The organism is Brevibacillus sp. BD137 (assembly GCF_041644655.1).
GTDB lineage: Bacteria > Bacillota > Bacilli > Brevibacillales > Brevibacillaceae > Brevibacillus > Brevibacillus brevis_D.
Map to the genome: position 1 here is coordinate 135,483 of NZ_JAOTNO010000011.1, position 23,311 is coordinate 158,793.

Here is a 23,311-nt window from a genome sequence, read left to right on the forward strand (position 1 = left end):
GCAGATGTATGGGAGCTATGAAGAGCGGATTCATGATCTTGTCGAAACCTATTATCAGGACATCTATTATTTCCTCTATCATTTTATCGGGAACAGAAACGACGCGGAAGATATCACCCAAGAAGTATTCACGCGGGTGTTGCAGGCATTGCCTCGGTATGACGGAAGAGTGCAGATAAAAACATGGATATTCTCCATTGCCAAGCATGCTGCCATTGATCTTTATCGACGCAAAAAATTCCAGAGAATATTCGCGGATATTTGGTTTAAAGAGCTTCCAACCAAGGATGGCTTGCCAGAAGAGATTTATATGGAAAAGGAGCGAGACCGCCAGCTTAGAGATGCGATTCTCTCGCTTCCTCCCAAGTATCGCATGGTTGTGATTTTACGTTCTATTGAGGGGCACAGCGTGAAAGAGACAGCAGAGCTCCTGGGTATCTCTGAGTCCAAAGCCAAGGTAGATTATCATCGGGCCATCAAACTCGTTCAGCAAAAGATGGAGGAAAGGGGACGGAAGGAGGGGGGAGCACATGTATTGGAAAGACGTAGATATCCTACATGAGAGAATGAAAGAATTGAATCAATATGCTCCAAAACCGCAAATGGAAGCAAAGGAACGGTTAAGAGTGGCTTTGGCGGCGAAAGCTAGGAAAATGGATCAGCAGTCAATCGTCAGCAATCGAATGATCAAGAGTGTTCAGGCTGTTGCCTTTTTTCTGTTGGTTGCCTGGGGAGCTTCACTCGCTCTTCCTTCAACTGACGTAGAAGAACCAAGGCACTCGTCACCGGACCAGTTGTCTCCTCCGAGTTTTGAACCGATGACTGTTAAAAAAATAGCTCCTGAAAATACCAAGGAAAGTGTACCGGTACCTCCTGCGGTTGGGGTAAAAAAAGAACAGATAGCGGGGCCAGAAAAACGAGTTACTACAAAAGAGTCGAGAATAGGAGAGAAATCTTCTAAGGAGAGCTCTACTATGACAACAACGGCTCCCTACAGCAAAGCGACCTCGACTACCCCGCATGACCAAGCAGCTGCCTATCTGGAGCAAATGGTTGGACAGGATAGTCGCTCCTACCAGTTTGTAGATTCCTTGTCGGATACAAAGCAAAAGCAATTTGTCTTTGCGCGTACCGTAAACGGGATTCCGTTCATCAATGATCACTACATCGTGATGCTGGATGAAGCCAACAACGGAAAATCTGTACTTGCTAGCCAGATTCAGATAAGAGAGCGAAATGAACAAACCTTTCCTGATCCATCCCGTACGATTTCTAAAGTAGAGGCGGAGTCCATTCTAGCCGACGTCATGTCGCTTTTCTATTCAGACACGCAGAACATCAGCTACAATCCTGACCTGATGGGTTTTGTAGATGCCAAAGATGGTCAATTGATTGGAGTCGAGAGGGAATATAACCAATTGCGGGGCAAGAATTACAAGGTGAGTGGCGTTGGAACGAGAATGATTGCTATGAATAAAGAAGAGGCCATGAGAATATTGGAAACGAATTTTGATTTCACGGTAGAAGGAGAAAGCTTGTGGAAAGTGGAGGGCGACAAGGGTACGACTACCTATCATTGGAAGGTGGGCAAGAACAGTTCTGTTTCTCTTCAGGCGAACAATTTGACAGGTGAGGTCACTGGATTCGAGTATGTGAATCCGCCAACCTCCCCTTCTGCTGAAGCGAAGGATGCTGCTGTTGTGACCGATACAGCCGTTTCATTCCTTCAAAAATATCTGGATTCGGAAACTACGGGGCTACAAGTGATCAAAGTTGAACTCCATTCACCTACATACCGCATCTATTTCAAAGCTCTGTCTGGAAAAAAGCGTCCGGAGAATCATGTACATGGGTACACGGTTGACATCGACTCCCAAACCGGAAAGGTGATCGGCTTTCAGAAGGATTTATCCAGCAAAACTTCAATGGCGCAGACTGACGAGCAAGAGATGCAGCCAGAAAAAGCAGCGAGAGCCTACTTGAAAAACCATTCTGTACAGCTTGCTTATATATGGGTGAAAGGTCAAGAGACCCCTTCGCTAGTCTATGTGCCTTTGGAACCAAAGGCAATGGCGAGCTATCTTGATTAAACAAAGAGTGAAGGATAAGAACGCGCCATTATCTCCAATGCGGGACGAATCACACATGCTAGCCAAAAAAGGTCACCTTTGTGCAGGTGACCTTTTTCGCTATGCCCGTATCACTTTTCATGAGCCAGGGTCGATTTGTAGCGATGTAAATAAGATGAGCGACCATTGCCCGCATTTCATCACTGTTGCATGGCAATGGTTTACCATTCATGCATCGTTGAAAAAAACCGTTGATCCGATCCTCAATTGTCAGTACCTTGTCAGAGCGGGCGATGTACTGCGGATCGACGGCGGTAACTCCTGTCAATGACGAGGTCGAATCCAGCCCGGCATTGCCATGGCAGCTTGAGTAGGAGAGTTTGTTATCACTTGCTTATTGCTGTAGTGGGGAGAAGAATATTTCCAGACTAGGCTCCAGGCTCCGTCCTGCTGAGGGTTGGGACTGTCCGCTCCGAAGGGATTCGCGGGGAAACGCAAAAGTGGTAGCGGCTACGTTGCATGGGCACGGTTGCGTTTCTTTTTCCCGCGAATCCCTTCTCCGCTTGGTAGGACTCCACAAGTCGCTACGTCTGGAAATATTCTCCTCTGGCGTAGCTGATTACATTCTTCAATCTTTAGGGCATTTAAAAATAGGATTACACGGAAGGTTCGTAGAGGAAACAGGAGAAATAAGCGAAGATCTTAGGGACGCCGACCGAGACGGAATGCAAAAAGCGAAACACGCTCTTAAGCGTCCACCTCTGAAATAACTTCGAGGAAGGGACCACTTTGGACGCGGTTTCGCTTTTTGCATGGAGTCGTGCAGTCAATCCCTCAGCAGGTGGCCCTAGAAGCTGAGCGTTTTCTCCTGTTTTCTCCCCACCACTACAGCAACAACCTAAGGTTAGTATTATGTGGCTATAGTGGTTTGAAGAATATTTCCAGACTAGGCTCCAGGCTCCGTCCTGCTGAGGGCTAAGAATGCCCGCTCCGAAGGGATTCGCGGGGAAACGCAAAAGTGGTAGCCGCTTCGTCGCATGGGCACGGTTGCGTTTCTTTTGCCCGCTCATCCCTTCTCCGCTCGGTAGGACTCCACAAGTCGCTACGTCTGGAAATATTCTTCTCTGGCGTAGCTGATTACATTCTTCAATCTTTAGGGCATTTAAAAATCGGATCACACGGAAGGCTTGTAGAGGAAACAGGAGAAATAAGCGAAGATCTTAGGGACACCGACCGAGACGGAATGCAAAAAGCGAAACACGCTCTTAAGCGTCCACCTCTGAAATAACTTCGAGGAAGGGACCACTTTGGACGCGGTTTCGCTTTTTACATGGAGTCGTGCAGTCAATCCCCCAGCAGGTGGCCCTAGAAGCTGAGCGTTTTCTCCTGTTTCCTCCCCACCACTACAGCAACGTACAAGTAGGTCTTTTTAAATCAAGCTGTAAAAATCAACTCATACACCATCTTCACAATCAAGGTAATGGATACAACCAAGAACAACGGACGGACATAACGTACCCCCGTTTTGATGGCCATTTTGGCACCAAGGTTCGCCCCCAACAGCATCGCAATCCCCATGATGAGCCCAGTCATGAAGACGACCTTGCCCTCCATTGTGAAGACAAAAAGCGCAGAAATGTTACTGGCCAGATTCAAAATTCGGCCATTGCCAGCTGCTATCACAAAATCATAGCCAAACAAAAGCACCATCAGAAAAACAAAGAACGAACCGGTTCCCGGCCCGAAAAATCCATCGTAAAATCCAATTAAAAATGTAAAAGGAATCCCGATGCCAAGCGTAAATTTGGTCAGTCCGTTGTAGTTGGAATCTTGACCGAATCGTTTGTTAAAAAGGGTGTAAACAAAAATGAGTGCCATCATAATCACGACAAGGGTCTTCAAAAACTCCTGAGGAACGAACAGAACTGTTTTCGCTCCGAAATAGGCGCCGATCAAGGAGACGGGAAATAAGATCAGCATGAGTTTCTTGTCAAATTTGCCGTTCTTGATAAAGGTGTAGGAGCTGGTGGCAGATGAAATCGTGCCAGCCAACTTATTCGTGCCAAGAGCAAGGTACGGTGGCATTCCAAGACCGAGCAGAGCGGGAAGAGAGATGAGTCCACCTCCACCAACAGTACTGTCGATGAATGCTGCAACGAATCCAAAGACGGCGAGAAGTACGATCGTTGATAAGTCCATTTCCACTAGTAATCACCTGATTCTCTTCGTTTGTAATAATCCAAGTCTAGCACGCTCCTTTTCGTTTGCAAGATAGAAATCTTTGAAATAATAAATAGATTAATATACTTTGCATACCGATTTGTTGAAAAACTGTTTGGCATACAGTATAATGAAGTCGTAAGCTTGACCTACATAATTTGAGGAGGAATGTTACAATGGCACATCAACTTCCTGCATTGCCTTATGCACACAACGCTTTGGAACCACATATCGACGCGCAAACCATGGAAATCCATCACGGACGCCACCATGCTACTTATGTTAACAACCTGAATGCAGCTCTGGAAGCACACGCTGACCTGCAAGGTAAAAGCATTGAAGAGCTGATCAGCAATCTGGATGCTCTGCCTGAGTCTATCCGCACTGCTGTTCGCAACAACGGTGGAGGCCATGCTAACCACACACTGTTCTGGGAAATCATGAGCCCGAATGGCGGCGGCGCACCAACTGGTGAACTGGCTGACGCAATCAACGCGGCTTTCGGAAGCTTTGACAACTTCAAAGCAGAATTCGCAAAAGCAGCTACTACTCGTTTCGGTTCCGGATGGGCTTGGCTGACTGCAGAAGGCGGAAAAGTAGCAATCAGCTCTACGCCTAACCAAGACAGCCCGATCATGGAAGGTAAAACACCTATCCTTGGTCTGGATGTTTGGGAGCATGCATACTACCTGAACTACCAAAACAAACGCCCTGACTACATCGGTGCGTTCTGGAACGTAGTAAACTGGGATGAAGTTAGCAAGCGTTTCGCAGCAGCGAAGTAATTGTAACTTTACCAGCTATAAGGCTTGTCGTTCTTTAGGAACGGCAAGTTTTTTTTGTTCAGAGAAAAGAAACGGCATCAATTCTGGATACACTTGTAACCGTGATGATTATGCGATATAATACTTACAAAAAGTAACTAAGTTTAAAAAGTATAGAGGAGAGTGTACGCATATGATGCCGTCTTTTTTCATTGCACATGGTGCCCCGTTACTTGCTATAGAAAGCAATGCATATACAGAAGCACTGAACCAATTGCCTGGCCTGCTCCCACGCAAGCCGCGTGCTATTGTCATTTTTTCCGCTCACTGGGAAGCCTATGATCAAATGGTGGGAACCATGGACACCTTCCCGACCATTCACGATTTTGGCGGTTTTCCGCAAGCGTTATACGAAATCGAGTACCCGGCAAAAGGAGAGCGTGAAGTAGCGGATGAAACCATCCGACTTCTTCAGGAAGCGGGTATTCCTGTCGCTTTGAACACGACAAGAGGCTTGGACCATGGACACTGGGTAGTTTTGCGCCATATTTATCCGGATGCAGATATTCCTGTTGTTGCCTTATCAGTTAATCCGAACCTGACTGTGAAGGAGCAATATCAGATCGGCAAAGCACTCAGTCCGCTCCGCGAAAAAGACGTTCTGATCCTCGGCAGTGGCGGAACTGTCCATAATTTTTCCTATATGGACCTGAGAGAGTCTGGTAGTAATACCTTTGAGTGGGCGGAGCAATTCGAAGACTGGCTGCAAACAACATTGACTGACTGGAATGTCGAGGATCTAGCCAACTATCGCGAACTTGCTCCACATGCAGAAAAAGCTGTTCCCGCATATGGAACCGAGCATTTTGTACCACTCGTGTACGTCATGGGTGCTGCCGACGATGAACGTACAGCGAAGCGCCTGCATATGAGCATCCGCTATGGAAGTCTCACTCACACCCTTTGGCAGTTTGGTGATCCAAAATAATGACCGTGCACATGGAGGATGTTTATCGGGAGTATAAATCATTACTGTTTTCCCTTGCGTACCGGATGACTGGCTCGGTAACGGAAGCGGAGGACATTGTTCAGGATACTTTTCTTGCATTGGCAGGTACCGACATCCAAGACATTCACCATGTAAAAAGCTATCTGTGCAAAGCTGTGACCAATCGTTGTCTGGACGTATTAAAATCAGCCCGTTGGAAGCGGGAGCAGTATGTAGGGGAATGGCTGCCGGAGCCGATGTTAGATGCTTCGGAAACCAATGATCCCTTGCAAGCGGTGATTGCCGAAGAAGCCGTCTCGTATGGCTTACTTGTTCTCTTGGAGAAACTACCGTCGACGCTACGGGCTGTTTTTGTGCTCCGAACAGCACTCGACTACGAATACAGCGAAATTGCTGCGATGCTCGGAATGACCGAAGTAAATTGCCGTAAGAAGTTCAGCCTTGCGAGAAAAAAGCTGGCTGAAGCAGGTTATCAGGCGATCGTCCCTCAGTCGAGTCGGACTTCGAGTTTGGTAGAACAGCTGATGCAGGCCATCTCCAAGTCAGATGCGAAGTCGTTGATCGGACTTTTGACAAAAGATGCCGTGCTTGTCAGCGATGGTGGCGGGAAGGTTCGTGCGGCTATTCATCCCATCTTCTCAGATGAGCGGATTACTGCCTTCTGGATGGGGGTATGGCCGAAGTGGGCTTCTCTTGCTACCATGCAGATTCGCTCGATCAACGGCCAAGATGGAATCGTCGTCTACTCCGAGGGTCAGCTGAAAATGATCATCCAGATCACTATGAATGAAGCAGATCGCATTGCACGCTTGTACATGATGGTCAATCCAGATAAGCTTGCCCATTTGCAAAAAGAAAATGGATGACTCGTCACAAGAACGACGCTTCACTCGTCTTTGAGGGTGAAAGAAAATTCGAGTGGAGAGGACAGATGAATCATGCAAGCTAGAATCAATCATCATGCAGTGAATCCCGAAGCGTATCAAACTATGCTCAAGCTGGAAAAATTCGTGAATGAGAGCGGCTTGGACAAAAAACTGATTGAGCTGATCAAAATTCGTGCCTCCCAAATCAACGGCTGCGCTTTTTGCATGGATATGCATACGCAAGATGCGCGCAAGCTCGGTGAGACAGAGCAACGCATTTACTTGCTCAGTGTATGGAGAGAATCCGCGGTTTACACAGAGGCAGAGCGCACCGTCCTTGCTCTGACAGAAGCAGTCACTGTCATTACAGCTAACGGTGTTTCTGAAGAGCTTTATCAGCAGGTTCGCGAGCATTTTGACGAGAACCAGTACGTTTCCTTGATTATGGCAATCAATACGATCAACTGCTGGAACCGAATCGCGATTTCGACAGGAATGAGTGCTCCGTATAATAAGTAAAGATCAGTGAAGCAAAAGACACGCCTCTTATAAAAAGGAGCGTGTCTTTTTTCGTTGCTATACATCCATCTCGACTTTTCTGCCGGGATAGAACTGTTTCTCTTCGGAAAGTGGGTTACCTTTGGCGGTCAGTGCAGTAGGCGTAATCCGGAAGATGGCGGTTGTACTGCCCATCGAAGAACGATACTTGATGACATGCTGCAAAGGCAACGGTTCTGAATAGTAGCCGGGTACGTACTTGTCGATCATGGATTGCATCGCATCGCGCATCTCCTCAGGTTCAGAAACACGCTCAATTGTTCCGGCGATAAACACACTCATGTAAGCCGTATCGATATGGGCAGGCACAGGTGAGGCGATTGTGCCGTACTCCTCGCAAACACTGAAACATACGCGGTTGTTGCCATTGATCATTTCGATTTTTCTGCCAGAATCCGCGCCGTGAAAATAAATACAGCCATTCCACCAAGCAAAATTCAAAGGCAGGATGTACGGCTCGATTTCATTGGACAAGCCGAGATGGCCGACCTTTGCCACTTGCAAAAATTGGTCAATTTGCTCCTGATCAGTAATGGTACGCTTAGAATAACGAATTGGTATCATGTCGAGTCCCCCAGTCTGTCGTTGTTATTTTGATCGTAATGGGTATTTGACTAGGAGAACAGGTGCAATTTTGGTAAAAATGAACGGGTCAGATGACCAAAAAATAACCGCCCTCTTCTAGCAGGGGCGGGAGTCTCGTCTTATTACGAGCGTTTTGAATCCAATTTTTTAGTGAGCTGTTCTTCTCCGCGGTGGATCCAGCCGACGAAGGAATCGCGGATGGTCAGATCAAAATCGAGGTAGACCACGGCGACGAACATGTAGTGACTTTTCCCTTGAAAACGCGAGCGGTAGCGCAGATCAATCCATTTGACCTCATAGCCAAAGGAACGCTCCTTTGTTTCTACATGCACATGATGAGTAAAAGCGAGGAAGGACTGGACTTTGTAACTTTTCTTTGCTGCCGCAATCCGCTCATTTTCCGGTTTGATGGAGAAGGTGTCCAAGACGACGACGTCCCCTGAAATGACTTCACCTACATACCAATGCTGCTCTGTCTTTGCGACGAAGGTCCAATACGTCCAGGAAAGAGTAGGGATGATGGTGAAGGTACCAGCTTTGCCGATTCGTTGGCGAACCAGCTCCGTCGTACGTCTTTGCACCTGACAACGCCAGTAGTAGTATCCGGCAATGATCACGTATATCCATAAAAAGACGTGTCCAGGATGCGCGCCTGCCGCCCATAGCATAAAACCGACGAGATGAGCAGCGAAAATGAACGGATCGAAAATGAAAATGGCGTTGAGCGCCACCCATTTGTCGCGAAACGGGTACAGGCCCTTTGTGCCATAGGAATTGAACAAATCAACGAATACGTGTAAACAGACGGCCAGGAATATCCAGCCGAGCAAATGCAGCCAATGGGGCTGTGGCATCATGGCCTGGATGAGAACAAAAATGGCTCCAGTCCAGAGAAATAAAGCGGGAACCGAGTGAGAAACGCCTCGGTGGTTGCGAATGTAGGCAGCGGTACCACGAAGGCGGACTAAGCCATCCAAATCAGGTGCCTGCGAGCCAATGACCGTACCAATCATGACGGCCATTGCAAGTGACGGAGTAGAAGCTACGACAGGATCAAGATAGGCGAGCCCGGCCAATCCAAAGCCCATGGCAAAATGTGTGGCTGTATCCATGGAATCGTTGTCTTCCTCCCTTCCTTCCACTGTTATTGTTTATTATAGCGTTTGCCTGAGGTTAATTCCCGCCCGTTCTGAAAATATTTGTGTGCTTGTTCGTACGGGGTGGGAAAGGTATGATGAAAGCGTTGAATCGGTAAAGGAGGAACACGTCGCATGCTAACGGTTTTCATTGAATACAAGCTGGATACTGAAAAACGAAGTCACGCTCTGCGATTGCTCACCTCAATGGCTGAGCGAATGGAAGCGATGGGTGCACATCAGTATCGCTCAATGGAGGGCTTGGATCAGCCCGGTCTGTTTGTCGAAACATTTGAGGTCGAGACTGTTCAAATATACGAAGAAATCAAGGCAAACCGATTGACAGATCAAGACTTTTGCGACTGTATTTCCGGCGGAGCTGCAAAACTGCATGTTTGGGCGTTTCGTCCCGCTTAAACTGGGTTGAAAAGGAGTAGAGTAAACGGAAATGGCGAGAAAAAAAGAAAGCTTGAAATATACACTTCCTGAACAATTTCATGTGTTTGGCTTTGCTCAGGATTTGCTGGCCTGGTACGACTCACAAAAGCGGGATTTGCCTTGGCGGATCAACAAAGACCCATATCGCATCTGGGTATCGGAGATTATGCTTCAGCAAACACGCGTAGAGACCGTTAAACCTTATTATGCGAATTTCATGGAGAAATTTCCGACGGTGAGTGAGTTAGCGAAAGCACCCGAGGAAGATGTCTTAAAAGCGTGGGAAGGACTCGGTTACTACTCCCGCGCGCGCAATCTTCAAGCTGCAGCCCGCGAGGTAACTGTTCGCTATGGTGGCGTTGTGCCGGATACACCAGAAGAGATTGCTACACTAAAAGGTGTCGGGCCGTATACAGCAGGTGCCATTCTTAGCATTGCCTATGAAAAGGCGGAGCCGGCTGTGGATGGAAATGTTATGCGTGTTTTTTCACGTCTGCTGTATTTAACCGATGACATTGCCAAGCCTGCCACAAGAATCAAAATCGAACATCTCGTACGCCAAGTCATTCCAGAGGGAAGAGCGGGAGATTTCAATCAGGCTTTAATGGAGCTGGGAGCGATGGTCTGTGTTCCACGCACTCCGCAATGCTTGACCTGTCCGGTGTTTGACTACTGTATGGCGCGCCAAGAAGGAGTGGCAGAAGAGCTGCCGGTCAAAGGCAAAGCCAAACCTCCACGTCCTGTTGATCTGCAAGTAGGCATTATCATACGCGACGGCAAAGTATTGATGAACAAGCGTCCCGATCAGGGGCTACTCGCCGGCATGTGGGAATTCCCTACTGTTGAAACCGAACAGGAAAGTGATGCTGCCAAGCAGGAGGCACTCGCAGTTGGTTTGCGTGAACGATTCGGAATCGATGTAGAAGTCATGCAGCCGTTAGGTACGGTTCAGCACGTCTTCTCCCATTTGCAGTGGAACATGCAAGTATGGTCCTGTGACTGGATCGATGGGGAAGAGCTCCCCGCTCATGCAAGATACGCAGCTTGGGAGGAATTAGATGCTTACACCATTCCGATGGCGCATCAAAAAATTCGTGAGCTGTTGGGACAAAAATAACAGGTAGGCAAAGCTGTCGAGCATTTCTCGGCAGCTTTTATTTATTTCATCAGACCGATGTGACGCAAGCCGTGAGATATCCCGCCATCATCGACGTGGCGCGTGACGTAATTGGCATGCGGCAACAAAGCTTCATGCGCATTACCCATGGCGATTCCCATCCCGACATAAGAGAGCATCTCTTTGTCATTCAGACCGTCTCCAAAAGCAACTGCCTTGCTTGGAGCAAGCCCGATATGGGAGAGAAGCGCTTCAATACCAAGCGCTTTTGAACCGCCTTTTGCAAAAACATCCATACAATACTCATGCCAGCGTATAAACGAGAGAGCGGGAAGCTCTTCTCTGTACTGCTGCTCATGCGCATCTGGTGTAAACAACAGCGCTTGATAAATATTTTCAGAATGGGCGAAATCTGCATTGTGATCAGGGGAATCAAGCTTCAATTGCTGAAAGGTCCAATCCAAATACGGATGCTGCTTATGGGTAGAAAAGCCCGCCGTACTGCCTTGAAACAGGATAGGATGGTCGTGCTGGGCCGCGATCTGTTGCAATTGATCGAGTGTTTTGGTCGGGATGGGGCGATCATAAATGGTTGTTCCTTGATAGACGACATATGCGCCATTGCAACTGACATACGAGTCAATGCCGCACTGCTTGGCAAGCTCGTCAAAATAATAATGAGCTCTGCCTGTTGCTAAGACGACCTCGATCTTGTTTCTTTGCAGCTCTTGAATGGCTTCGAGTGTATCCGGTGGTATGATTTTCTCTTCGTTGATGAGTGTCCCATCAATGTCTAAAAAGACGATTTGATACTCCATGATTTCACTCCCTACTTTTTCTTTTGAATCCATTATAAAGCTTCGAGAGAGGGGGTAGCAGTGGAAAATAAAAAGATCATGCCCCCGCAGACATGATCTTTGTGAACCTGTTTCGTTTTATCGAATCAAAAACTCTGGAAATTGTGTGACGATCTGATGCTTTTGTTCTTCGATGCGTTTCAGCGCTTGCTGTTGCATGTATTTTGCTTCAAGCTGCTTCGGTGTCAATTTCCGTTTCTCAATAATGATTGTGAAGAAAATCATTGGAATGTACATGAGTGTATCCCTCCCATCCCGTTAGTTTGGTGCAGTCAGCTACCGTCTATCGCTTTGACTCCTGTAAACCTCATCATCTGACGCCGTTGTTTGTTTTTCATACCAAAATCCCTCCTGTAGTCAAGTAGTGGTGTCCATTAAATGCGGCTCACAAATTGTGCAGCTTCAAAAGCGTGTTCTTCGGCGCGTTCTTCGAGATAGCGACAGCGTGCAGTTTCTGCGAAAAGTTTCTCTGCTTGTTCCTTATTGCGTTCAATCTTGACAGTGAAAAGCAAAAAGTTCAGTACCATTACCAATCACCCCCTTTCAAGGTGGAAAATGTTAATTCATGAGAAAGAAAAAGACCACGGGCGAAAGCCTGCGGTCTTCTGTCAACAAAAACGGACATGCCGTTTTGAAGGGCATAGAAAGACCACAAGCAACAACGCCTGTGGTCGGTAATAGACGAAAAGGAAATGTTGAAGAGTACGAATACTACTGGAATTCGTCGACCCAGGAGGCGCTGCTATATTCAGTTGTAACATCCACAAGACGATCCATAAGAGCTGGTTTCAGGTTCATTGCTATCATCATCATGGTGCTGCCTCCTTTCTTTCCGAAGTAGTAGTGTGTGTGGAACGTACTCTTAGAATATGGCATTTTTTTCTTGTTGTAAAGCGATTTTTTACCTATTTCTAGAAGAAAGTATATTCTGAATATAATAAAAGATAATAAAAAATAAACAAATATGTAGTCTGGTGGGCAATGAAAAGTTTACAATGAGACATATATCGGGCAACCATATAGGACAATCATGACACCAGAAAGGCGATGCTAGCGAATGAAAACACCTCGACTCACTGTAAAATCCAAGCTTATCGCTACATTTTCCACAATATTAGTGATCCCCATGCTTTTGCTTGGGTTGCTCTCTTATCAAAGTGCCAAAGCAGAGCTGTCAAATGAATTGCTGACGACTGCCTCTGAAAACGTTCGGTTGATAGATGCGCTTTTGAATCGGACACTGATGGAGCAATCAAGGAATGTGGGGTGGATCGCTGCTGATATTGTACGCAAAGACATTCAGGAAGAGAACAGGATGATCACCAAAAAGAAATTGCAGCGTTTTCTCGCTTTAAACTCGGAAGTGAGTGAAGCGTATATCGGGGACGAGAATGGCGGCATGATGACTGCAACCGATTCCAAGCTCCCGGACGGATTCGACCCGCGAAAGAGAGATTGGTACATAGCAGCCATGAAGCAGCCAGGCAAGACCATTATTGTGGACCCGTACATAGATGCCATTACCGGCAAAGTCGTGGTAGGAATGGCGATGGCATTGCCTGATCAGTCCGGTGTTTATGGAATTGATATTCAACTGTCAGCGCTGGACGCGACGGTCAAGCAAGCGAAAATCGGTACCCAAGGATTTATGACGATTTTGGATAAAAACCGAAAAATGCTAGTCAATCCAAATGGAGAGTCTGGCATTGAGGTTGCAGAGTCTTGGGTGGATACTGTATATGCAAAAGAGTCAGGTCGATTACAGTTTCAGCACGAAGGAAATCCCGTCCAAGCCGTGTTTACTACGAATGAAAATACGGGTTGGAAGCTGGTTGGCGTGATGTATGAAAGCGAAGCAGGAGAAGCAGCAAATCCGATTTTTTACACGATGCTCGTGATTATAATTGCTGCGCTGGTGGTTGCTGGCGGAGTCATTTACGTGATTTTGCGATCCTTACTCCGTCCTCTGCGCATGTTGACAGAAGCAGCGGAAAAAATGAGCCAAGGCGATGTGACACAACAAGTAGATATACGAAGTGACGATGAGCTGGGTACGTTGGGCAAAGCCTTCAATCATATGGCGGAATCTCTTCGTTCCTTGCTCCATTCGGTAAATGATTCTGTCCAGCAGCTGGCTTCTTCGGCAGAGCAGCTCGCTGCAAGTGCGGATCAGACAAGCAAAGCGACAGAACAGATCGCAGAGACCATGCAAGAAATGGCGGAAGGAACCGAGCAGCAAGTATCCCATACGCAGGAGGGTAACGCAGCAGTCGAACAAATGTCGGCAAGAATCGGTCAGATCGCCGAGCATACACAAAACGTTTTCATCGCAGCTCGGGAATCGTCAGACTTGGCAGTGACCGGAAACAAAGCCATTCAATCGGCTGTGCTGCAAATGAATGCATCCAGCGAATCGATTCACGGTCTGGCAAAAGTCGTGGATAATTTGGGTACGCGTTCACAGGAAATCGGAAACATCGTGGATGTGATCACTGCCATCGCAAACCAAACCAATCTGCTCGCACTAAATGCGGCAATCGAAGCGGCTAGAGCAGGGGAGTATGGACGAGGCTTTGCTGTGGTGGCTGATGAGGTACGTAAGCTGGCAGAGCAATCCGCAAGCTCGGCACAACAAATCAATCAGCTGATCACCGCGATTCAAGCGGAGACAAACCATGCTGTAGTTGTCATGGATCAGAGCAAGCGTGAAGTCACGGAAGGCATTGAAAAAGTGAACGAAGCTGGTCAGTCCTTCGAACAAATTCAATCAGCCGTCAATGAAGTGGCAGAGAAAATCGGTCAGGTATCTGAAGCGACACGTGATTTCTCTACAAGGGCACAGCAAGTGGTTGAGATCATTGGTCATATTTCCGAAGTGACACTGCAAGCGTCTGATGGAACACAAAGTGTATCCGCAGCTGCCCAGGAGCAGCTAGCCTCTATGGAAGAGATCGCTTCCTCAGCCGTTTCTCTCGAACATCTCGCGGAGGAATTGCAAAACCAGATCGGTCAGTTCCGTATCTAAAAACAAGCCCGGGTGCCGTGTCTACATACACGAGCAGCCGGGCTTTTTACTTAATCGTAAATAGGTGACGAGGAATGATCCCATCCCCCGCTGTCTCCATTCACAGGCCCTCTGGATTCAAGCTCATGGATGACTTTGACGTGAAGAGAGGCTCCTTCTGCACTAAGGTAAGCTGCCAATTGCGAAAAATTGTGATGGTAATAAAGCAGCTCATTCATTTCCCAATCAGCTAGTGGCACCATGGTTAATTCGGATAATTCCCGACCTATGTACACCCTGCCATTCCTCCTTATGTGGTAGTGGTTGCCTGATACCGCGAGCTTAGTATGGCTATAGTTGAGAGGATCAAGTCATGCCGGGATTTTTTCCGTAGGTAGAAAAAGCGCAGGTGGAGTTGTATAATGAAAAGGTGATTTTTACATATTAGTACCTGCTATTAATAGTTGGTCAGGTTGGGAGGTAATCTTTTTATGAATACAACGAAAAAAGTTGCACTGGTTACTGGCGGGACCCGAGGGATCGGAAAAGCGATTGCTCTTCAATTGGCGGAACAGGGTTATGACCTGGTGCTGAACTATTTGCGTAACCGCACTGCGGCAAGAGAAGCAGCAGCAGAGCTGGAAGCAAAGGGCGCTCGTGTCCATCTGATCAAAGCCAATGTAGGGGATGTAGCAAAAATCAAAGAATTGTTCGCAGAAATTGACCAGGAATTCGGGCGCTTGGATGTCTTTGTGAACAATGCGGCATCGGGTGTATTGCGTCCGCTGATGGAGCTGGAAGAAAGCCATTGGGACTGGACCATGGAAATTAACAGCAAGGCGCTGTTGTTCTGTGCGCAAGAAGCGGCAAAACTAATGATCAAGGGTGGCAACGGCGGAAAAATCGTGAGCTTGTCCAGCCTTGGGTCCATTCGCGTACTCGACAACTATACAGCGGTTGGCGTATCGAAGGCAGCTGTAGAAGCGATTACTCGTTATTTGGCAGTCGAGCTCGCACCGCATAATATTGTAGTAAACGCTGTATCTGGCGGAGCGGTGGATACGGATGCACTCAAACATTTCCCGAATCGTGAAGAATTGCTCGGTAGCTCAGCAGAGCGTACGCCAGCAGGACGCATTGTGGAGCCAGAAGATATGGCTAATGCTGTGATGTTCTTGCTCTCCGACAAAGCGTGGATGGTTCGCGGACAGACATTGATTGTAGACGGCGGTATTTCTCTTTTGACATAATGATTTATTGTAGATGGAGTATGGAGTTGGAGACTTTGTGGTGTGGCGACACAAGACAAAGTTGTCCATGTGTTGTACAATAGAGGAAGAAGGTTACGAAGGAGGCAACACATGCTGATTCGTCCGTTTCGACTCGGTGACTATTCGGCTATCACACGTATTTGGCAGGAGACGGGGTTGGACCAATCGGACAAAGAGTCATTGAACGATTTGGCCCAGCATTTGGCTTGGGACAGCGATCTGGTAATGGTTGCGGAAATTGAAGGCAGAGTGGTAGGGGTCGTGGTTGGCACGATCGACGGAGCACGTGCCTATTTCTACCGATTGGCTGTACTTCCAGAGATGCAAGGCTCAGGTATTGGTCGCGAACTCGTTGAAGCAATTGAAAAGCGTTTCAAGCAACGAGGTGTCAATAACGTCTTGATCATGGTCAATCAATCAAATCCGGAAGTCCTTCCGTTTTACCTTTCACTTGGCTATGAAGTACAAAAATATGTTACACTTTCCAAAAAGCTCTCTTCTTAAAGGAGGCTTGTCCCCATTCAAATAGAGAAGAGAAGAAAGGGGAGAGTCATGTCACCAACTCCGGGCTCCAATATCCGCATAGAAAGTTATAAACATGACCATTCGTTGCACCGCATATGGGACAAATCTACGTTGATTCATACCAGTGATGCGGTGGTGATTGGGGGAAATGATCGGGTCAAGGTGACAGAAGCAGACGGGCGGGAATGGCGTACGCGTGAACCGGCCATTTGTACATTTGGTAGAGGCCAGTGGTTCAATACCATTGCCATGATTCGTGATGACGGTATTTATTATTATTGCAACATTGGTTCGCCCTTCAGCATGAAGGGACAATTGCTAAGCTACATAGACTATGATCTCGACGTAAAAGTGTTTCCCGATATGACGTACTCGATTCTCGACGAAGAGGAGTTTCTTTTACATAGCAAACAGATGAACTATCCTCCATTTGTTGTGGAAAGAGTGCAGACAGCATTGCGTGAGGTGCTGGATTGGGTAAGCGCACGACGTGGCCCTTTTCAAAACGGCTTCGTCCAACGCTGGTACGAGCGTTATCTTTTAGTACGAGATGATGAGGAATAATCCCTTTCCCGAATGACCGGGGGAGGGATTTCCTTGTTTGCAAAGGAGGTATGATGCTTGAGCATACGCCGCTATTTGGCTTATGTCCTGCCCTATTGGAAACAAATATTGGGCACTATATTTATTGGAATTATTAAGTTCGCGATCCCACTTGCTCTGCCACTTCTTATCAAATACGTCATTGATGACCTGCTGCCAAGTCCGCTTCCTCAAGAGGAAAAGCTGAAACAGCTATTTTGGCTGATGCTCGGGGCCTTTTTGTTATTTACCGTCGTTCGCGCCCCTGTTGAGTACATCCGGCAATACTATGCACAGTGGGTATCCAGTCGTATCTTGTTCGACATTCGCAATCAATTGTTTTCTCATTTACAACGACTGTCGATGCGCTACTACAACAATACCAAAACGGGTGAGGTCATCTCTCGGGTCATTAACGACGTGGAATCAACCAAAAGCTTCGTGGAATCGGGATTGATGAATCTTTGGCTGGACCTGATTACGATTACATTGACGATGGGGATCATGCTCTATATGGACGTGGAGCTGACGATTGTCGCCATTATCGTTTTCCCTTTGTACAGTATCTCCGTCAAGTTTTTCTACAAGCGCTTGCGTCAATTGACAAAGGATCGTTCAGCTGCACTGGCGCATCTACAAGGGTATTTGTACGAACGTGTAAACGGCATGTCGCTCATCCGCAGCTTTGCATTGGAAAAGCAGGAGAGCAAGGAATTTGCCAAGGAGAACAATCAGTTTCTGGATAAGGCACTGGCACATACGCGGTGGAATGCCCGAACCTTCGCTGTGGTCAATACGGTGACGGATATCGCACCGCTACTGGTCATTGCCTATGCTGGTTACCAAGTCATCGGCGGGAGTATGAGTGTAGGGACGCTCGTTGCGTTTTATGCTTATTTGGAGCGCTTGTACACACCACTGCGACGTTTGGTCAATTCCAGTACGGTACTGACGCAGGCAATTGCATCGATGGACCGGATGTTCGAGTTTATCGATGAATCGTACGATATCGTTGACAAGCCAAACGCAGGAGAGTTGCCTGTAGACCCTGCAACCAAACGCATTCGCGGCGAAATTCGCTTTGAGAACGTGTCCTTCCGCTATCGGGAGGAAGGCCCTCTTGTCTTGAACAACGTGAATTTGAACATCTCTTCTGGTGAAACGGTTGCGATTGTCGGGATGTCAGGCGGCGGAAAATCTTCGTTGATTAGCTTGCTGCCGCGTTTTTGGGACGTGACAGAAGGGAAAATTACGATTGATGGCCTCGATATCCGAGATGTGAAGCAGCAAAATTTGCGTCACCACATCGGGATGGTGCAGCAAGATAATATTTTGTTTAGTGAATCAGCAAAAGTGAATATTTTAATGGGCAATCCTGATGCAGATGACAATGCTGTGCAAGAAGCTGCGAAGGCGGCCAATGCCCATGACTTTATTAGTGAATTACCGAATGGCTACCATACGGAGCTGGGAGAGCGAGGCGTAAAGCTCTCTGGCGGGCAAAAGCAGCGAATTGCGATTGCGCGTGTTTTCCTGCGTGACCCAGGTATTCTGATTCTGGATGAGGCGACTTCTGCCCTCGACTTGGAATCAGAGCATACGATTCAGGAGTCTTTGTCCAGATTGGCAAAAGGAAGAACCACACTCATCGTGGCCCATCGACTTTCGACGATTACCCATGCGGACAAAATCATTGTCATGAAAGAGGGTCAGATCGTTGAGGAAGGCACCCACGAGCAATTGCTGGAGAGAAAGGGAGTATACCATGGTCTGTGGAGTGTGCAAGATTTAGGAAGTGCATCCGACCTGCAACTGGGATAAGCAGATGGGATTGGAGGAAATCCGATGGAGATATGGCGCCGTAATTTATATGTGCTCTGTGGATCGTTGTTTTTCGTCATGGTGGCGATGAGCATGATCATGCCTTTTTTACCGCTTTACATTCAGCAGGATTTCGGAATTGAAGACCCTCATCAAGTCACGGCTTGGGCGGGGATTATTTTTGGAGCCAACTTTTTGACGGCGGGCCTCGTCTCGCCTATTTGGGGAAATTTGGCCGATAAGCACGGGCGCAAGATTATGATTCTGCGTTCGGGATTTTTCATGTCCATTACCATGGCAATGACCGGTTTTGCGGGAAGTCTGTGGCAGCTTTTGGCTCTTCGTCTGCTCAATGGACTCGTAGGCGGAATCATCCCTGCCAGTACCGCATTAGTAGCATCCTCTGTACCCAAAGAACGAATTGGCTATGCAACAGGGTTGCTTCAGTCTTTTATTACGGCCGGAACCATTATGGGACCGCTGTTTGGCGGTGTTCTTGCAGAGAAGATCGGCTTTCGAATGATTTTTGTAATTACTGGTTGCGTATTATTACTGGCGACCTTGGTCATTACGTTTACGGTGAAAGAGAACTTTGTTCCACCTGAAAAAAAGGAACAATCGAGTCTACGCGAAGACTTTCAGATGATCTTTTCTTCCAAAGAACTCCCGGCGCTCTTTTTTGTAACCGTAATGATCCAGTTTGCGTTGTTTAGCATTATTCCTGTGCTGCCGATTTACATTTCGCAGTTGCTCGGTTCAGAAGGGGCAAGGGTAGCGTTGTGGGCCGGAATTGTCCAGGCATGCATGGGGGTAGCAAATGTTTTTGCCTCCCCACAGCTAGGGCGTTTAGGAGATCGGTTCGGCTCGCAAAAGGTACTCTTGTTCTCGCTTTTGGCTGCCGCAATCATCTTCATTCCACAAGGTCTCGTACATACGGTATGGCAATTGGTCGCGCTCCGATTTTTGTTAGGCTTGTCCCTGGGAGGATTACTCCCATCCGTCAATGCTTTGCTACGGCGAGCAACACCTGTACATATGGTCAGTCGCGTCTACGGCTATAACAATAGCTTCGTCAGTATTGGCAGCATGCTTGGACCGATAATTGGCGGCTTTTTGGCAGGTTATGTGAGCATTAGCGGAGTTTTTTACATGACGAGTGCTTTCCTGTTTATTAACGCAGGCTGGGTGTACTACAGCTTTTTCCGAAACAAATCTGTACAGCATCCTGATTCTGGAATAGAATAAAAGGTAATTTTCGCGAAAAGAGGTGCACCTCCATTGTGACGGCGAGTCGGTGTGAATAACTTCATATTCCATCAGGACGTATAGGCTGGTCCTGAACCGACAGGAGGGTGTGCTTCATGTGGCATCGACGCTTTATTTGCCTCTGGGCGGGTCAGACATTGGCCAACCTTGGGGATGTATTTTATATTGTCGCGTTTATTTCGGTCATGTACGCTGCAACTGGTTCTGTCATGTACACGGCGTTCATACCGGTTGTCATCGTAGCTTCGCAATCTGTGAGCAGCTTGTTGGCTCCACTAGTGTTTCAGCGATTGTCGTTGACGGGCATGCTCGTGCTGTCGCAAGGCTTGAAGACGATACTTTTGGCTATAGCCTCATTAGCTGTCAGCAGGGGTGTGGGAGAGCAGGGAGAGTGGATCTGGCTGTTGTTCGGATTGGGGTCAACCATCGCCTTTATGGATGGATGGGCAAACCCTGCACGAAACGCCATGGTGCCGCAGTTGGTAGGACGAGAAGATCTGATGCAAGCGAATGGTTTGCTTGCCACCTCAGATCAAACGGTTCATTTTGCTGGCTGGGCCGCAGGAGGATTACTCGTTTCCTGGCTGGGAGCGGGTGTTGTTCTATGGGGAACGGTTGGTGCCTATGTAGTGGCAACGATCGCGATGACAGGCATAGCACCGGCAAGCGAAAAGCTGCGAGAAGAACAGGCAGCTGGGGCGACAACCAACTGGCTCACTGGATGGAAAGCCATTCGCGATGTACCTGTCCTGCGAGTGCTGGTCGCGATGGATGTCGTGATCAGCTTGTCCGGGGGTGTGTGGATCGCTGCGATTATGCTGCCATTTGTCCTCGATGTGCTTGGACAAGGGGAAGAATGGTGGGGCTATATTAATGCCGGTTACATGCTCGGAGCCATTGCGGGTGGGACGCTGCTATTGATGTATGCGGAGCGGATGCGGCGTCATTTATTTCGTTGGATCATTTGTGGTACGATTGGCGTCGGATTTTTTACCTTTTGTTTTGGCAGTAGTACGAACGCTCTGGTGGCACTGTTGTTTTCGTTTGCGTTGGGACCGTTTTTGGAAATGGTGCATGTAAGCAAGCAGACACTTTTGCAGCAAGAGACGGAGGAATCAGTACTACCCTATGTCCTGTCAGCAAAGGGGACGATTGATTTACTCGTTTTTGGCACTTCTGCCCTAGTGATGGGTGCTATCGCTGAATGGCAGGGAGTCCGGGCTGTTTATTATGTATCTGCTGGATTGTTACTCATCGCTTTTCTTTTGGCGTTGCGCTTGCAAAAAAAGCAGACGGTGCATTCAAGTGGGGTTTCTGCAAATTAAAACACGAGCAGGCTGTCTTATCCGTAGATTTTTCTACTGATTTGGCAGCCTTTTTTGAAGATTGCCGTACTGTAGGTAACGGTGCCGTTCATCAGCGTAACATAAGGGACATTTGTTGTTTAAGGTTTGAGTAAGCTAGATTTTCTCCCTACAATAAAGAGGAGTGAACATTAGGAGTAAGGATGGGTGAGCACATGAACATTCTCGTATTACATGGTAGTTCAAGAGACGCAGGGAATACGGAGCAATTGACAAATGTAGCATTGGAAGGCGTGCAGCACACCAGTATTCGTCTGCGAGAGAAAAACATTCGCCCGATTCACGACCAGAGGCATGACGAAGGAGGCTTCGATTCAGTCGCGGATGATTACGATGAAGTGACGGAAGCGGTGCTCGCCCATGATTTTCTCATTTTCGCTACGCCGATCTATTGGTACGGCATGTCGGGCCATATGAAAAACTATGTGGATCGCTGGTCGCAGAGCTTGCGAGACAAGCGTTATTTTTTCAAAGAATCTCTCGGGCAAAAGCAAGCATATGTCATTACGACTGGCGGAGACCAGCCCAGATTGAAGGGGTTGCCACTTATTCAGCAGTTTCAGTATGTTTTTTCTTTTGTCGGAATGCCATTTGCGGGCTATATCATCGGGGAAGGTAACAAACCCGGTGATGTATTGTCAGATCAACGGGCAGTAGAGGAAGCAAAGATTTTAAATGCGTGGCTGAAGGCCAAACAATAGCATATCGTACGACAACAGACCGGAAGCAATTCCGGTCTTTCGCTTTGTCATCTTCCACGGATTATGAGGTGAAGCTAGCAAAGTTCGGTTATGATACCGGAATGGAACAGACTTTTTCGAACACCCTGTGCATCATAGGTATAATGGGTATAGACCAGCATTCGATTAAAATCAGCAACTTGGCTGACCGTGTAGACTTCTTCCAGCCAATACATAAAGTAAACGCAAGGAGCGATCTCCACGTAGTTGAATGTATAGTAACCATTGAATCCTGTATGCGGGCCTGCCACCCCTTCATCATGCCGATGAGTAGCGTCAAAGAAATGAATGATAAATACATTGCCATCATCATAATCGTAGCGAAAGGTCTTACCAGCGTATACAGGGAGTCGATTACTGTATTTTATATATTGAAAATTCGGACGATGCATAGCATACTCCTCCTTTTGTATTCAATATATGTCAAACATAGGCGTATGCTCTGCGTGGCATGCAAAAAAACAGCGCCCAGTCTAAGACGTTATTTTCAGGTCTTAGGTAGCCGCTGCTTCATTCGCAAGGCGAAGGTCCTTGGTCATATGCTTTAGGGCAAAGGCGGCCGGATAGTCGTCAGCGAGGATGGAAGCCGCTTTTCCGCGAATGAGTGGTGTTCCCACGGCGCTCTCGGAAATGATGTCCAGCATCGGCTTGGCTGCCTCATAATTCGCCTGCTCGCCGCCTACCATGATGACGAGCATTGTCAGATCCACGGGCAGTAGAGGAAGCAAAGATTTTTAATGAGTGGCCGAAGGCGAAACAATAGCCTGAAAGACCGGAGAGAATTCCGGTCTTTCTTTTCTTTAAAACGAACTCCTGATTCATCTGATAAAAGCTCTGTTAGTAATTTGTCAAATTTGTTTGAGCTCAATATTTCGTGCGTAATGAATTCTCCATTATAAAACACCCCAAAGGTTGTCCTTATAGTCGGTATGATTTGTGCTTCTTCTTGTAGCCCAGCTACCTATGTGTTAGTAGTTACAGGATAATGGTCAACAAGTAGGTAGGGCGATTGGATATTTCCAAAAACAGGGTAAAAAGCACTAGATTGAAAATAAAAAAAGGACTTTATGCTTATTTATGGCAATCGAAACAACTACTACCATTAGTTTAGCTATTAAA

The 23,311-nt window shown here is 47.4% G+C and carries 26 protein-coding genes and 2 pseudogenes; 17 read left to right on the forward strand and 11 right to left on the reverse strand.

The annotated features are described in order from the left end of the window. The first annotated feature begins 4 nt into the window (after window positions 1–4). On the forward strand, window positions 5–562 hold the full coding sequence (locus tag ODZ53_RS21820; protein WP_372679985.1) for an RNA polymerase sigma factor: 558 nt from the start codon (window positions 5–7) through the stop codon (window positions 560–562). Continuing rightward, window positions 531–2,090, forward strand: a complete 1,560-nt coding sequence (locus ODZ53_RS21825) for a hypothetical protein (RefSeq protein WP_372679987.1) — start codon at window positions 531–533, stop codon at window positions 2,088–2,090. Before ODZ53_RS21820 ends, ODZ53_RS21825 begins: the two co-directional genes overlap by 32 nt. 58 nt (window positions 2,091–2,148) lie before the next feature. On the opposite strand, the pseudogene ODZ53_RS21830 reads toward ODZ53_RS21825, so the two are convergent. Both ODZ53_RS21830 and ODZ53_RS21835 read right to left on the reverse strand, forming a co-directional pair. Then, a pseudogene (locus tag ODZ53_RS21830) lies at window positions 2,149–2,442 on the reverse strand (c-type cytochrome); the annotation flags it as partial. A 1,061-nt stretch (window positions 2,443–3,503) separates the two neighbouring features. After that, window positions 3,504–4,274, reverse strand: coding sequence for a sulfite exporter TauE/SafE family protein (locus ODZ53_RS21835; RefSeq protein ID WP_372679989.1), 771 nt, complete (start codon window positions 4,272–4,274; stop codon window positions 3,504–3,506). Between the two features lie 191 nt (window positions 4,275–4,465). On the opposite strand from ODZ53_RS21835, the gene ODZ53_RS21840 reads away from it, so the two are divergent. The 4 genes from ODZ53_RS21840 (at window position 4,466) to ODZ53_RS21855 (ending at window position 7,447) form a co-directional block, all read left to right on the forward strand. Next, window positions 4,466–5,074 (forward strand): superoxide dismutase, encoded by a 609-nt coding sequence (locus ODZ53_RS21840; RefSeq protein WP_012684750.1) that lies wholly within the window; start codon window positions 4,466–4,468, stop codon window positions 5,072–5,074. 172 nt (window positions 5,075–5,246) lie between these two features. Next, entirely contained in the window at window positions 5,247–6,041 is a 795-nt protein-coding gene (locus ODZ53_RS21845) for a dioxygenase family protein (RefSeq protein ID WP_372679991.1), read from the forward strand. Next, window positions 6,041–6,928 (forward strand): RNA polymerase sigma factor SigJ, encoded by an 888-nt coding sequence (gene sigJ / locus ODZ53_RS21850; RefSeq protein WP_372679993.1) that lies wholly within the window; start codon window positions 6,041–6,043, stop codon window positions 6,926–6,928. The genes ODZ53_RS21845 and sigJ overlap by 1 nt, the downstream gene beginning before the upstream one ends. A 72-nt stretch (window positions 6,929–7,000) precedes the next feature. Next, window positions 7,001–7,447 (forward strand): carboxymuconolactone decarboxylase family protein, encoded by a 447-nt coding sequence (locus tag ODZ53_RS21855; protein WP_372679995.1) that lies wholly within the window; start codon window positions 7,001–7,003, stop codon window positions 7,445–7,447. Window positions 7,448–7,504: 57 nt separating this feature from the next. On the opposite strand, the gene ODZ53_RS21860 is transcribed toward ODZ53_RS21855, so the two are convergent. Both ODZ53_RS21860 and ODZ53_RS21865 read right to left on the reverse strand, forming a co-directional pair. After that, window positions 7,505–8,050 (reverse strand): pyridoxamine 5'-phosphate oxidase family protein, encoded by a 546-nt coding sequence (locus ODZ53_RS21860; protein WP_016742787.1) that lies wholly within the window; start codon window positions 8,048–8,050, stop codon window positions 7,505–7,507. Window positions 8,051–8,193: 143 nt separating this feature from the next. After that, complete coding sequence (locus ODZ53_RS21865; protein ID WP_142498320.1) at window positions 8,194–9,183, reverse strand: metal-dependent hydrolase; 990 nt, start codon at window positions 9,181–9,183, stop codon at window positions 8,194–8,196. A 159-nt stretch (window positions 9,184–9,342) separates the two neighbouring features. Between ODZ53_RS21865 and ODZ53_RS21870 the strand changes: the two genes are divergently transcribed. Next, window positions 9,343–9,624, forward strand: coding sequence for a hypothetical protein (locus tag ODZ53_RS21870; protein WP_372679998.1), 282 nt, complete (start codon window positions 9,343–9,345; stop codon window positions 9,622–9,624). Between the two features lie 31 nt (window positions 9,625–9,655). Next, window positions 9,656–10,762 (forward strand): A/G-specific adenine glycosylase, encoded by a 1,107-nt coding sequence (gene mutY / locus ODZ53_RS21875; protein ID WP_372680000.1) that lies wholly within the window; start codon window positions 9,656–9,658, stop codon window positions 10,760–10,762. A gap of 41 nt (window positions 10,763–10,803) precedes the next feature. Here mutY and ODZ53_RS21880 read toward each other — a convergent pair whose 3' ends face one another. The 3 genes from ODZ53_RS21880 to ODZ53_RS21890 form a co-directional block, all read right to left on the reverse strand. Beyond that, window positions 10,804–11,580, reverse strand: coding sequence for a Cof-type HAD-IIB family hydrolase (locus ODZ53_RS21880; protein ID WP_372680002.1), 777 nt, complete (start codon window positions 11,578–11,580; stop codon window positions 10,804–10,806). Window positions 11,581–11,697: 117 nt separating this feature from the next. Then, on the reverse strand, window positions 11,698–11,856 hold the full coding sequence (locus ODZ53_RS21885) for a hypothetical protein (RefSeq protein ID WP_012684759.1): 159 nt from the start codon (window positions 11,854–11,856) through the stop codon (window positions 11,698–11,700). Window positions 11,857–11,993: 137 nt separating this feature from the next. After that, window positions 11,994–12,146 (reverse strand): hypothetical protein, encoded by a 153-nt coding sequence (locus ODZ53_RS21890; RefSeq protein ID WP_172801935.1) that lies wholly within the window; start codon window positions 12,144–12,146, stop codon window positions 11,994–11,996. A gap of 38 nt (window positions 12,147–12,184) precedes the next feature. Between ODZ53_RS21890 and ODZ53_RS21895 the strand changes: the two genes are divergently transcribed. Then, a complete protein-coding gene (locus ODZ53_RS21895) occupies window positions 12,185–12,460 on the forward strand; it encodes a hypothetical protein (protein ID WP_372680005.1) in 276 nt (91 codons plus the stop codon). A 216-nt stretch (window positions 12,461–12,676) separates the two neighbouring features. Then, entirely contained in the window at window positions 12,677–14,644 is a 1,968-nt protein-coding gene (locus tag ODZ53_RS21900; protein ID WP_372680007.1) for a methyl-accepting chemotaxis protein, read from the forward strand. 50 nt (window positions 14,645–14,694) lie between these two features. Here the strand turns inward: ODZ53_RS21900 and ODZ53_RS21905 are convergent, their stop codons facing one another. Next, complete coding sequence (locus ODZ53_RS21905; protein WP_012684762.1) at window positions 14,695–14,919, reverse strand: hypothetical protein; 225 nt, start codon at window positions 14,917–14,919, stop codon at window positions 14,695–14,697. Window positions 14,920–15,114: 195 nt separating this feature from the next. Here ODZ53_RS21905 and fabL point away from each other — a divergent pair, with 195 nt between their 5' ends. The 7 genes from fabL to ODZ53_RS21940 all read left to right on the forward strand — a co-directional run bounded on the left by fabL (window position 15,115) and on the right by ODZ53_RS21940 (window position 22,153). After that, the gene (gene fabL, locus ODZ53_RS21910) at window positions 15,115–15,873 is read left to right on the forward strand and encodes an enoyl-[acyl-carrier-protein] reductase FabL (protein ID WP_372680009.1); all 759 of its coding nucleotides are present in this window, start codon (window positions 15,115–15,117) and stop codon (window positions 15,871–15,873) included. A 111-nt stretch (window positions 15,874–15,984) separates the two neighbouring features. Continuing rightward, window positions 15,985–16,398: a GNAT family N-acetyltransferase gene (locus tag ODZ53_RS21915; protein WP_016742780.1), complete on the forward strand. Its 414-nt coding sequence runs from the start codon at window positions 15,985–15,987 to the stop codon at window positions 16,396–16,398. Window positions 16,399–16,446: 48 nt separating this feature from the next. Beyond that, on the forward strand, window positions 16,447–16,983 hold the full coding sequence (locus tag ODZ53_RS21920) for a DUF402 domain-containing protein (protein WP_007729805.1): 537 nt from the start codon (window positions 16,447–16,449) through the stop codon (window positions 16,981–16,983). 57 nt (window positions 16,984–17,040) lie between these two features. After that, the gene (locus ODZ53_RS21925; protein WP_372680012.1) at window positions 17,041–18,822 is read left to right on the forward strand and encodes an ABC transporter ATP-binding protein; all 1,782 of its coding nucleotides are present in this window, start codon (window positions 17,041–17,043) and stop codon (window positions 18,820–18,822) included. Between the two features lie 24 nt (window positions 18,823–18,846). Next, complete coding sequence (locus ODZ53_RS21930) at window positions 18,847–20,067, forward strand: MFS transporter (RefSeq protein ID WP_372680014.1); 1,221 nt, start codon at window positions 18,847–18,849, stop codon at window positions 20,065–20,067. A gap of 116 nt (window positions 20,068–20,183) precedes the next feature. Further along, window positions 20,184–21,413: an MFS transporter gene (locus ODZ53_RS21935; protein ID WP_372680016.1), complete on the forward strand. Its 1,230-nt coding sequence runs from the start codon at window positions 20,184–20,186 to the stop codon at window positions 21,411–21,413. Between the two features lie 194 nt (window positions 21,414–21,607). Then, window positions 21,608–22,153 (forward strand): flavodoxin family protein, encoded by a 546-nt coding sequence (locus ODZ53_RS21940; RefSeq protein ID WP_199927551.1) that lies wholly within the window; start codon window positions 21,608–21,610, stop codon window positions 22,151–22,153. Between the two features lie 74 nt (window positions 22,154–22,227). Here the strand turns inward: ODZ53_RS21940 and ODZ53_RS21945 are convergent, their stop codons facing one another. The 3 genes and pseudogenes from ODZ53_RS21945 to ODZ53_RS21955 all read right to left on the reverse strand — a co-directional run. Next, complete coding sequence (locus tag ODZ53_RS21945; protein ID WP_372680018.1) at window positions 22,228–22,584, reverse strand: MoaF-related domain-containing protein; 357 nt, start codon at window positions 22,582–22,584, stop codon at window positions 22,228–22,230. Between the two features lie 102 nt (window positions 22,585–22,686). Further along, on the reverse strand, window positions 22,687–22,890 hold the full coding sequence (locus tag ODZ53_RS21950) for an NAD-binding protein (RefSeq protein WP_372680020.1): 204 nt from the start codon (window positions 22,888–22,890) through the stop codon (window positions 22,687–22,689). A gap of 131 nt (window positions 22,891–23,021) precedes the next feature. After that, window positions 23,022–23,141: pseudogene (locus ODZ53_RS21955) on the reverse strand (YoaP domain-containing protein); the annotation flags it as partial. Between the last annotated feature and the right edge of the window lie 170 nt (window positions 23,142–23,311).

What these genes read in the sequence shown, in the direction of transcription:
- ODZ53_RS21820 (WP_372679985.1), top strand. Translation starts at nt 5, where the DNA reads ATGTATGGGAGCTATGAAGAGCGGATTCATGATCTTGTCGAAACCTAT.
- ODZ53_RS21825 (WP_372679987.1), top strand. Translation starts at nt 531, where the DNA reads ATGTATTGGAAAGACGTAGATATCCTACATGAGAGAATGAAAGAATTG.
- ODZ53_RS21840 (WP_012684750.1), top strand. Translation starts at nt 4,466, where the DNA reads ATGGCACATCAACTTCCTGCATTGCCTTATGCACACAACGCTTTGGAA.
- ODZ53_RS21845 (WP_372679991.1), top strand. Translation starts at nt 5,247, where the DNA reads ATGATGCCGTCTTTTTTCATTGCACATGGTGCCCCGTTACTTGCTATA.
- sigJ (WP_372679993.1), top strand. Translation starts at nt 6,041, where the DNA reads ATGACCGTGCACATGGAGGATGTTTATCGGGAGTATAAATCATTACTG.
- ODZ53_RS21855 (WP_372679995.1), top strand. Translation starts at nt 7,001, where the DNA reads ATGCAAGCTAGAATCAATCATCATGCAGTGAATCCCGAAGCGTATCAA.
- ODZ53_RS21860 (WP_016742787.1), bottom strand. Translation starts at nt 8,050, where the DNA reads ATGATACCAATTCGTTATTCTAAGCGTACCATTACTGATCAGGAGCAA.
- ODZ53_RS21865 (WP_142498320.1), bottom strand. Translation starts at nt 9,183, where the DNA reads ATGGATACAGCCACACATTTTGCCATGGGCTTTGGATTGGCCGGGCTC.
- ODZ53_RS21870 (WP_372679998.1), top strand. Translation starts at nt 9,343, where the DNA reads ATGCTAACGGTTTTCATTGAATACAAGCTGGATACTGAAAAACGAAGT.
- mutY (WP_372680000.1), top strand. Translation starts at nt 9,656, where the DNA reads ATGGCGAGAAAAAAAGAAAGCTTGAAATATACACTTCCTGAACAATTT.
- ODZ53_RS21880 (WP_372680002.1), bottom strand. Translation starts at nt 11,580, where the DNA reads ATGGAGTATCAAATCGTCTTTTTAGACATTGATGGGACACTCATCAAC.
- ODZ53_RS21885 (WP_012684759.1), bottom strand. Translation starts at nt 11,856, where the DNA reads ATGTACATTCCAATGATTTTCTTCACAATCATTATTGAGAAACGGAAA.
- ODZ53_RS21890 (WP_172801935.1), bottom strand. Translation starts at nt 12,146, where the DNA reads ATGGTACTGAACTTTTTGCTTTTCACTGTCAAGATTGAACGCAATAAG.
- ODZ53_RS21895 (WP_372680005.1), top strand. Translation starts at nt 12,185, where the DNA reads ATGAGAAAGAAAAAGACCACGGGCGAAAGCCTGCGGTCTTCTGTCAAC.
- ODZ53_RS21900 (WP_372680007.1), top strand. Translation starts at nt 12,677, where the DNA reads ATGAAAACACCTCGACTCACTGTAAAATCCAAGCTTATCGCTACATTT.
- fabL (WP_372680009.1), top strand. Translation starts at nt 15,115, where the DNA reads ATGAATACAACGAAAAAAGTTGCACTGGTTACTGGCGGGACCCGAGGG.
- ODZ53_RS21915 (WP_016742780.1), top strand. Translation starts at nt 15,985, where the DNA reads ATGCTGATTCGTCCGTTTCGACTCGGTGACTATTCGGCTATCACACGT.
- ODZ53_RS21920 (WP_007729805.1), top strand. Translation starts at nt 16,447, where the DNA reads ATGTCACCAACTCCGGGCTCCAATATCCGCATAGAAAGTTATAAACAT.
- ODZ53_RS21930 (WP_372680014.1), top strand. Translation starts at nt 18,847, where the DNA reads ATGGAGATATGGCGCCGTAATTTATATGTGCTCTGTGGATCGTTGTTT.
- ODZ53_RS21935 (WP_372680016.1), top strand. Translation starts at nt 20,184, where the DNA reads ATGTGGCATCGACGCTTTATTTGCCTCTGGGCGGGTCAGACATTGGCC.
- ODZ53_RS21940 (WP_199927551.1), top strand. Translation starts at nt 21,608, where the DNA reads ATGAACATTCTCGTATTACATGGTAGTTCAAGAGACGCAGGGAATACG.
- ODZ53_RS21945 (WP_372680018.1), bottom strand. Translation starts at nt 22,584, where the DNA reads ATGCATCGTCCGAATTTTCAATATATAAAATACAGTAATCGACTCCCT.
- ODZ53_RS21950 (WP_372680020.1), bottom strand. Translation starts at nt 22,890, where the DNA reads ATGCTCGTCATCATGGTAGGCGGCGAGCAGGCGAATTATGAGGCAGCC.